Annotated in this window: 7 protein-coding genes; 1 reads left to right on the top strand and 6 read right to left on the bottom strand. The window is 57.9% G+C overall.

Going from position 1 to position 8,775, the window contains the following annotated elements; translation table 11 throughout:
- Nucleotides 1-62 precede the first annotated feature (62 nt).
- Nucleotides 63-2,450, top strand: a complete 2,388-nt coding sequence (locus Q363_RS16260; RefSeq protein ID WP_035352140.1) for a hypothetical protein — start codon at nt 63-65, stop codon at nt 2,448-2,450.
- An 85-nt stretch (nt 2,451-2,535) separates the two neighbouring features.
- On the opposite strand, the gene Q363_RS45495 is transcribed toward Q363_RS16260, so the two are convergent.
- The 6 genes from Q363_RS45495 to Q363_RS44150 all read right to left on the bottom strand — a co-directional run bounded on the left by Q363_RS45495 (nt 2,536) and on the right by Q363_RS44150 (nt 8,478).
- Complete coding sequence (locus Q363_RS45495; RefSeq protein ID WP_281176010.1) at nt 2,536-2,670, bottom strand: hypothetical protein; 135 nt, start codon at nt 2,668-2,670, stop codon at nt 2,536-2,538.
- A gap of 82 nt (nt 2,671-2,752) precedes the next feature.
- Entirely contained in the window at nt 2,753-4,648 is a 1,896-nt protein-coding gene (locus tag Q363_RS16265; RefSeq protein WP_035352141.1) for an asparagine synthetase B family protein, read from the bottom strand.
- A 13-nt stretch (nt 4,649-4,661) separates the two neighbouring features.
- Nucleotides 4,662-5,036 carry a lasso peptide biosynthesis B2 protein gene (locus Q363_RS16270; protein WP_035352142.1) on the bottom strand — a complete coding sequence of 125 codons (375 nt, stop codon included), beginning with the start codon at nt 5,034-5,036 and terminating at the stop codon, nt 4,662-4,664.
- A 20-nt stretch (nt 5,037-5,056) separates the two neighbouring features.
- Nucleotides 5,057-6,427 carry a phosphotransferase gene (locus Q363_RS16275; RefSeq protein WP_035352143.1) on the bottom strand — a complete coding sequence of 457 codons (1,371 nt, stop codon included), beginning with the start codon at nt 6,425-6,427 and terminating at the stop codon, nt 5,057-5,059.
- Between the two features lie 18 nt (nt 6,428-6,445).
- On the bottom strand, nt 6,446-6,700 hold the full coding sequence (locus Q363_RS16280; RefSeq protein WP_035352144.1) for a PqqD family protein: 255 nt from the start codon (nt 6,698-6,700) through the stop codon (nt 6,446-6,448).
- 221 nt (nt 6,701-6,921) lie between these two features.
- Nucleotides 6,922-8,478: a hypothetical protein gene (locus tag Q363_RS44150; RefSeq protein ID WP_035352145.1), complete on the bottom strand. Its 1,557-nt coding sequence runs from the start codon at nt 8,476-8,478 to the stop codon at nt 6,922-6,924.
- Nucleotides 8,479-8,775: the final 297 nt, after the last annotated feature.

Below are 8,775 nucleotides of genomic sequence, written 5' to 3' on the forward strand. Positions count from 1 at the left end.
GAATCCCCTTTTCCCGACTGAAATTAAACCTCCCCTCGGTTCGCAACTCCATGGAGTAGACAATGAACCTCCGTGTGTTTCTTGCTGCTATCGGTCTCGCAACACTATCCCCCTTGGCCGCGAGAGGCCAGAGCCATTCCTTCTCCGTCAAAGACGACATCGCGATGGCGCGCTTTAGCGAGCCATCGTCTGATCCAGATGTTGCAGGCAGCGAGATGGCAAAGCCGTCCCCGGATGGAGACTATGTCGCGATTGTTACGACCAAGGGACTTCTGGAGTCGGACCAAATCGAATCCGATCTATCGATCTTCCGTCTCAAGGAGGTATCCGCCTTCCTCGAAGGCGCTGGGCAACAGCCCCAGCCGCGTGTAATTGCCTCCATCGTCTCGTATCCGCACCGCGAGCAAACAAACGCATATGCTCCAGTAATCAAGGATCTTCGTTGGTCATCTGACCGGAGGGGCATTTATTTCAGGGGAGAGAACCGGGCGGGCGCCTACCAACTTTACCTCGCCAAATTGGACGGGAGCGGGTTCCAATCTCTCACCCCCGCAAACCAGAGTGTCGACCGCTTCGATGTTGCAAACACCACCATCGTGTACAAAGCATCCATGCTCGGCGATAAGCATGGTCCACCGAGCAACACGATCAATGTAGATGCACTGGTAGCGACTGGTTCTCGCATTCAGGACGTGATCTTTCCGGATCAGCTCAGCACCATCGCACCGGAGTCCTTTACGCTCTCCATTCTGCGGCATGCCAATGGTCGCTGGAGCACGACGCACGTGCCGCACTATTCCACCCGGGACTTGACCTATCTCTCATCCTTCTTCCCGTTTGCTCTCTCCCCAAAGGGAACCAAACTCATCACGCTTGCTCCTGTCCTCAGCATCCCCGATGAGTGGAAGCATTTTGAGCCGGTGACAGGATTCGAAAACCTGCGTCTTCTGCCCAATGTGGGCGGCCGCCTCACGAGCGCCGACAACCTGATGCGGCCACAGGAGTACATGCTGATCGACCTCACCACAGGAAAGAACACTCCGCTCGTGGACGCTCCCAATGCCCGTAGCCTGGCGTACTACCTCGACAGCAGCCACGTCACCTGGGCTGCGGATGAGAAGCGCGTGCTAGCGACAAACACGTTTCTTCCGATGGAAGAGAAGGATGCTTCCGACAGAAAGAGACCCTGCGCGGTCGCGAGCTTCGATCTGCCGTCGCTGAACGCTCAATGCCTCTTCTTTGAGGGGAAAGACCTCGACCCGACTGGCTTGCATGTGCAAGACGTGTCCTTCGGGACTACTGACGATGAAGCCTCGGTGACCTTAAAGCGAGGTTCGAAAGAGCAAGTGATACAGCGGTATCGCTTGCGCGAGAACGGGTGGCGTCTGATTGCATCAAGTGCGGTCAATGAAGCGAGCCGCGAATCTGCGGACTTGGCACTTCGGAATGCGCCGGAGAACCGCGATATCGAGGTCACGGTCCGACAGAGCCTGAACGATCCGCCGACCCTTTGGGTGTCGAGCAGCCGGACAGGGAACGCCAGCCGTCTATGGGACCCCAATCCCCAACTCAGCCATGTGCGCTTCGGGGAGGCGTCCCGGTACCAATGGAAGGATAAGTCTGGCCGCGAATGGTCCGGCGTATTGGTCAAGCCCGTCGACTACCAGGCTGGGAAGAGATATCCCCTCGTCGTGCAGATGTACTCCTACGTCGACGGTCAGTTCCTGACCGACGGACTCTACCCAACTGCCTTTGCGGCGAGACATCTTGCCAGCGTGGGATTCGTTGTCCTGCAGATCAAGAAAAAGCCGGATACCCTATCGGAAGCTGATCCGCAAGTTCATCTGGAAGGCTACCGCAGCGCGATAGAGAGTCTTGACGCGGATGGACTGGTCGATCGGAGTCGAGTCGGAGTGGTGGGATTCAGTTGGACCTGTTGGTATGCAGTCAACGCTCTGATCAAGGATCCAAAACTCTTCGCGGCGGCGACGATCGCCGATGGGCTGGATAACAGCTATATGCAATACCTGATCTTTGGCGTGGGTGCCTATCCCATTCTTCGCCAGATGGAGCGTATCCGGGAGACAAGTCCATTTGGAGGCGGACTGAAGAAGTGGATGGAAGAGGCCCCAGGCTTCCATCTCGATCAGGTGCAATCGCCCGTTCGTATCGAAGCGATCAACCCGGGGTCTGTGCTGCAGGAGTGGGAACTGTATGCGTCACTCCGCATGCAAAATAGGCCGGTCGATCTCATCTATTTTCCGCATGGAACCCACATCCATCAGAAGCCCCTGGAGAGGCTGGAGTCTCAACAGGGAAACGTGGATTGGTTCCGATTCTGGCTGCAAGGTTATGAAGACCCCGATCCAGCGAAGCAAACCCAATACGAACGTTGGCGAGTGTTACAACGTACTTCGCCCTCCGTTCCCCCCGCGGGGCCTCGACCGTAAGCGATACGACCGTCAAGAGAGCAGCCCAGTCTCTCCCGTGAATCCGGGAAAGACTGGACCGGTTCAACGGCAAATGCCGACTCCCCTACTCGTCTGCCTGATAGGCAGCACCGTTCGTCAGGAGGCTGCTGCCGACTTCAGATTGGGGTGCGATCTTCGCACTCTTGATGGTGGACGTGGCGTTGAACCTGCCTGTGATTTTCGGTTGGATATAGCGCATGGCGTTGTTCCTCGTTTCGTGTTCGAATTTCCGTCTCCATCGGAAAGCCTGCACCGGTGTAGGCGGATCTTGTGAGCCGCCTTCAGGCGGTCAATCTTAGGGGCGGATTCCCGGCACGGTGCCTGTTTCCTTGAACGATGGATCGAAGCCATAGCTCAAGAGCGATAGTCCGAAGCATCGCTTGCCACCAAGCTGGGTCTCCCTCTGCCGTGCGGCGCAGGAAGACCCGCAATGTTTTCCCATCGATCAGGCCGGCGTCGGCGAGCATGGGGTTGGCGAACAGCTTATCGAGAACGTCATGTGCCTGCTGGAGAGCATGGAGTGGTGCGCGAAGCTGATAGGCCTTGCGACGCCTCTCGAGAACCTCATGAGGGACAATGTTTGCGAGTGCCCTCCGCATGAGCGAACGTCGTCGACCGGGCCGCAGGATCTGCTCCCGCGGAATGCTAAAGAGGTAATTCACCAGATCCTTGTCGAGGAAGGGATACCGGTATTCCGGCCGGACAAGCAGCTGCGGAAACAGATGAGGGAGGGTCTCCATGAGAGACCACCATGCAAGGCTGTTATCGAGGCGATGCGGGGCGATACCTACGCGGGAACGAAGAACGGGATTCACGGTCTCGATCTCCCGGCTCCGCTTCCGCAGAGATTCCGCAATCCACGGCGGAAGATTTTCATCCTTCGGTTTCGAATTTATATAGAGGCGGCCCACGTAGCTCGCCGTACGCCAAAGGGTTCCCAGAAGCGGGCTGCGATCAACGAGCGACCAGGCAATGGATTGGCGTAGCAATCTGCGCACGTTGCCTGAGACCAGATAGTCAGCGAGTTCGGGCAGCGGGTCTGGGATACCACCTAATACCTCGTCGCCCCCAATCCCCGAAAGGACGCTTCGATAGCCCTTCCGCCAGACGGCATCACGGAATCTGCGTTCCTGTTCGATGGAGAAGCTGTCCGCGCCGGGAATCAAATAGATTCCATCTGTACCGTCGTATGGCTCGAACGTCCGCTGGGAGAAGGCGATATCCAGGTGTGTACCCACCTTTCCGCGTTTCGCTTCCGTGATTGAAAAATACGGTTTCTCGTTTAGTGACGTCTCCGAGTCGTCGTAGAACGACACCGTATCGAGAATCTCGGAGTTGGCATTCTTCCTGCGGTGTATCTGATCGGACATACACACGATGGCGGTTGAATCCATGCCCCCACTGAGTTGTGCGAGAACCGGTGCCCCAGGACCAGTACGTCGCTCGACGGACTGTTGGAAGAGCGTCAAAAAGCGTCCTTCATACTCCGTGTCTCTGTCGTACCGGATGGTGGTCTCGACCGTGGGACTCCAGTGCTGGTGTCGACTGAGCGCACCATCACGAATCCTGAGATAGTGGGCAGGCGGTACCGAACGAATCCCCTCGTATGGGGTGAGGTCGCAAACGAAGCGGCCGGCCAGGTAGCAGGCTGCGTAGTCGTGCGAGAGTTGGGACTTGGCCTCTCTTGTGTGGAATGCGTCCAGATAGGTTGCCCATACCGCTGCGCCTTGCTCGTAGCGGAAATAAAGCGTCCGGGTGCCTGCATGGTCTCTGGCGAGATAAAGGGATTGATCCTTTTCTGACCACAGGGCTAAGTCCCAGTCTCCAACGAAGTGTGAGAAGCACGCCTCACTCCACCGGGCAAAAGCCGCAAGAACAATCTGAGAGTCCGACAGAGCGTCTGGATCGTGGAGGCCAAGCTCCTCGGAGAGCGCCTTGTGGTTATCGAGGCGGCCATCGAAGCAGAGCGCATGACCATGAGGGCTGCCGGTCGGGCCTTGCTCCAATCCCGAGCGTAGGTGACTGGAATAAGGTTGAAAGCCCATGCCCAGCCTGCCTTGGATGTGCACCGAACCTGCGCCGGTGGCGTATCGCTCCGTGGCGGCGGCAAGATGCCGCAGCTCCGATTCGGTCACCCGGACTCCGTGTTCTTTCAACAAACCGTAAATGATGCTCATCACAGGCCCTCGCTCAGCAGCGCTCCAACACCTGGAAGATCTCGGTGATATAAGGCTTGTCGTTGACCACCCGTCCGTCGATCTCGACCCATGCGTGCGACTGTAACGGAAGCAGTTGCGCGCCGATAACCATCTCCGCGTTCCAGCCGTGATGACGCAGCAGGACCGCCGTCGCCGCGGAACGCTGGAGACACAGCACAGGCTTGAAATAGAAGACGCAGGCAAGATCGACAGCATGCGATAGCTCGCAGTCGCTCTCCTGCACCTTGGCCGCACGCAGGTGTTTCTGTGCACGCACTACCGCGTGAATGCGCTGAAACCCACGGAAGTGCATAAGCCAATCGAAGTACAACAGCAGAAGCCAGCTCTCGACAACACGTCGCATCATGAATCCCTCCTGACTCTCGATCAAACCGAAAGCGCCCCCAGCAAGGCGGGCTCTCGTGCCGCTCGATCCATGTGCCGGGCAATCCCTCGCACATACGCCTGCCGTCGCGGATCGTTCCGCTCAGGCGTCCCAAGCCAGTCTCTCCGTCCAAGGATTGTGGACACAGCAGCGATCAGCGGCATGCACGCAAAGCCCGCGTCAATCGCTCTGGAATCACACATCTTGGCCATGGCACTGCGATACGTCTCTCGAAGACGTCGATTGCAGGACGCCTTCAGGGATGGGTCCTCGATCTGATTCAGCAGCAGAAGATGCTCGAAGGTCACGAGCGGGTTCCCCACGTAGGCTTCACACCAGTCGATGAACACGCAACGCTCACCCACGATCAGGACGTTGCCGAGATTCATATCGCCGTGCAGCACCGTATCGGAGAGACCCAAGTCCTCCATGTAACTGCAAGCATCCTCGAAGAGGTTCTGAAGTTCGCGCAGCCGCTTCGGCTCGATACGCGCAACCTTCGTCGAGGTTTGGAAGCCCATCGCCTCGTCCACGTAGGCAAAGAGCGCTTCCGCATCGGCTCGCAAGACACGGGTCCTATGGTCGAGCGCACCGGCCTCAAGCAAGTCCAGCTCCGCTCCCACTGTTCTTATCTGCAGCTCAGCCAGGGACTCGACCGCGCCTTCCATCATTCGCGCTACGCTGGACGCGTCAGGCGCCAACGCCGCGATGTTGTCGCCGTCGTGACACATCAACCAGGCGTTCCACGCAGGCCGTTCCGCCACCACTTCAGGGGCATAGCCGCGGCACAACTTGGACAACAGCGATGTAACCCGAATCTCATGCGTGTTCGGAGCACCGGTTGCTTTGAGCCAGTAGTCGCATCCGTGTTCCATCCGAAGCCGAACAAGCGTGAATCCTCGGCCCGCGTTGTACTGCTCCACATCAGACTTGGAGCAAACTCTCCTGTCCGTCGTAGTCTCGACCCATGCAATGGCTTCATCGATCCATCCGATTCCTCCAAGTGGGCTCGTCGTATCGCCATCGAGCATGGCAAGGAATGAGGCGCGCTCCTGTTCCGATAGTTCATCGCTTGGAAGCTGTTCCGGTTGGATGCCCCTGAACTCCGCAGGAAGTTCGCCGTGCAGCAGTTCTGCGACCGCACACGGCGACATGCTGTCCTCCGTTGTCAGGATGTCCAGAATCAGAACCGCGAGCCCCCACGCATCGCGAAGAGTCTTCTGCAACTCTCTGGCAAGGCGCGTCCTCTGCGCTACGGCAACGCGGATCAGACGATACTCGCCCCCTCTCTCCAGAGCGCACAAGCCGCGAGATTCCGGGTCTACGAGGAGCACGCGATACTCGTTGGTGTCGATCGGGATTGCCGCTGCCATAGGAGTTCCTCTAGATCGTCAATGGGACAGCAACTGCTGCGCTCTCAGGGTCTCAACGAAGTCCCTCACATCTCGTCGTACGACTTCGGGCTGTTCTCCCGTCTCTCGGGACAAGTTGGCAACGATGGTCTCCAGGCTCTCTCCACGCTCCAACCCTTGCCACACATAGGCTCCAGTCGAGTTGAGCGTAGAAATCGATCCCAGCTTTGTATCCAGCACCGCGGCCCCATCCTGGTTCACGATGGTCCGAAGATGGGAGTTGTCGTTCACCATGAGCACACCTCGCGACGGTCGGCGCTGTATCGAAACAGCGGTGAAGACGAGCTTAACCCGATCGATTCATCGCGCAAGCGGAAACTGCTCGGTTGGCCAAAGATACTGTGACATCGCAGAGCACGGGACTTGCATGCACTAAGTGCTACAAGCTTTGTGCAGGAATAGAGCCTGTTTCGGCCAAATTTACTGCGCAAGAGCAACAAACCGTCCTGCAATGCCTAGACGGGGACTGCGACGCCGCAGATTCGGCTTACATTGAGAAGCTCGTCAGAGTGCAACGTCACCTTCGCGTTCTCCTCTTGGTTGTTCGTCAACAACGCGAAACCATTCCCATCTCGTTCCAGGTAGCCACAAAGAATCTCCACCCCTCCACGGAGAACGTAGATCGGTCGTGACCACCCCTTCCTGGTCCCATCGCTCCGCGTATCGGGAATCCCCGGCAGCTTCTCCAGAAGCACCCACGAGCCAGGCGCGATCTGTGGATGGAGACCCCTGATCGGACTCCCCTGTGCCAGTCGAACCACTCGGTCATCCCAAAGACGCAGTTGGGGAAACTTCACGGCCAATAACGGCGGCCACTCGCCGAATTCACTCCGCCTCGTCTCCCACACCTCTCTCGGCATGGGAATGCTCGCCGCTGGACGCGGGGTCGACAGCTCGGCATAGTGCCTCGCTGCAAGCAGAGTTTCGAGGGAAAATCGACTTGCGTCCCGGATCATGTATCCGCCAGCCTGAAGAGAATCCGTGTAGCGCGCGAAGTGGGTCAATGTCAGGTGCAGGAGCGCAGGGACATGTGGCTCGGATGGGCCTGGGCTGCGGTATCGCCGCCACGTACGATCACTGAACTTCGAGTGCAATTCCGCTTGAAGGAACTCTCGGACATACTGTTCTTCGTCCTGCGATCGACGAAACCGTCTGTGCTTGGCGGCGAGCAATCGGTCCCGCGTGCGATGTTCCCAGGGAAGAACGAGTTCGGCGCTTCCCTCATAGCGGGCAAGCGAAAGTTGGGAATATTCAGGCAACGGCAGCCGGACAGCAAACATGCGAATGCGGCCAGCAATCCGTACCGACTTGGGACAGGCGAACTCCTGCGGACCGGAATAGGCTCGCTCCGAGTTCAATAACTGCAGCCTGCCTCGTGTGACCACGCATCGACTACATCGATATCCGTTCCCGAATTGAAGCAGATAGATGGATCGAGGATTGGGTTGCCGTGTTTCCTCTTCCTCAATCGGCTCCACAAGAGCCAACGCCCCCGGAGGTAGGCTTGACCCCAGGCTGTCCTCCGTGCCGACGTGTACATAAAACGCTCCCGGGCGGCGCCAAGCCGGCCCTTTCAACGCGCGCATGGGGACGTCGCGCTGCCAACCCCGCACTAACTCCCGCAGCGTTCCATCTAATGCGAAGGCTTCGGAAGGAGCCAGATCTAAAGGGACATCCATGAGCAAATCCCGCTCGAAGGCATACGACTCGACGATATGGGTTCGCCCACCATTCAAGCGCAGGTCGTACTCCCGCATCGCGTCCAGATCATATCCAAACAGCCGGTGCGCGCCTTCGATCGTCAACGAGAACACATCCGCGAGCTCAAGCAGCATGCTCAGTGTGGGATGGTCCCCCGTGCGACGCAGGTTCGAGAATAGATTCTTCGTGACCAGTTCACGACGTTCGAAGGCGTAGCGCTCGCGGTCGTTCGACGGCCTGATCTGCCGATGCAGATCGCGGAGATGCGCAAGAGCTGCAAGAATCTCGGTGCGAGGAACGTGTCGATACACAGCGAAGGGCTTCTCCTATAAGAGCTCAACACGGAGCTGCGACATCGCAGAAGTCAGAAACCGAGTGCCACACCTCGTTGAGTGGACATGGCACAGGTAGCTTCTTCGTCGATCAAATAAGTCATCTGCGCACCACAAGATCGATAGTCAGTTACGGATTCTATCAAGTAGTTCTCCCCCACTTGCCTTTCTAGTACTGTGACCGCTTGAATGAGTAGTTCAGTTTCAGGCGCGCCAGCTTCCTTGTGAACTTCCACTTGATGGTGATCTTGTGGCGGTTTGCACTGCGATTCCAGG

Source organism: Edaphobacter aggregans DSM 19364, assembly GCF_000745965.1.
Classification (GTDB): Bacteria; Acidobacteriota; Terriglobia; order Terriglobales; family Acidobacteriaceae; genus Edaphobacter; species Edaphobacter aggregans.

Bases quoted from the DNA above. Each gene is read 5' to 3' on its own strand.
- Q363_RS16260 (WP_035352140.1), top strand. From the start codon at position 63: ATGAACCTCCGTGTGTTTCTTGCTGCTATCGGTCTCGCAACACTATCC.
- Q363_RS45495 (WP_281176010.1), bottom strand. From the start codon at position 2,670: ATGCGCTATATCCAACCGAAAATCACAGGCAGGTTCAACGCCACGTCC.
- Q363_RS16275 (WP_035352143.1), bottom strand. From the start codon at position 6,427: ATGGCAGCGGCAATCCCGATCGACACCAACGAGTATCGCGTGCTCCTC.
- Q363_RS16265 (WP_035352141.1), bottom strand. From the start codon at position 4,648: ATGAGCATCATTTACGGTTTGTTGAAAGAACACGGAGTCCGGGTGACC.
- Q363_RS16270 (WP_035352142.1), bottom strand. From the start codon at position 5,036: ATGATGCGACGTGTTGTCGAGAGCTGGCTTCTGCTGTTGTACTTCGAT.
- Q363_RS16280 (WP_035352144.1), bottom strand. From the start codon at position 6,700: ATGGTGAACGACAACTCCCATCTTCGGACCATCGTGAACCAGGATGGG.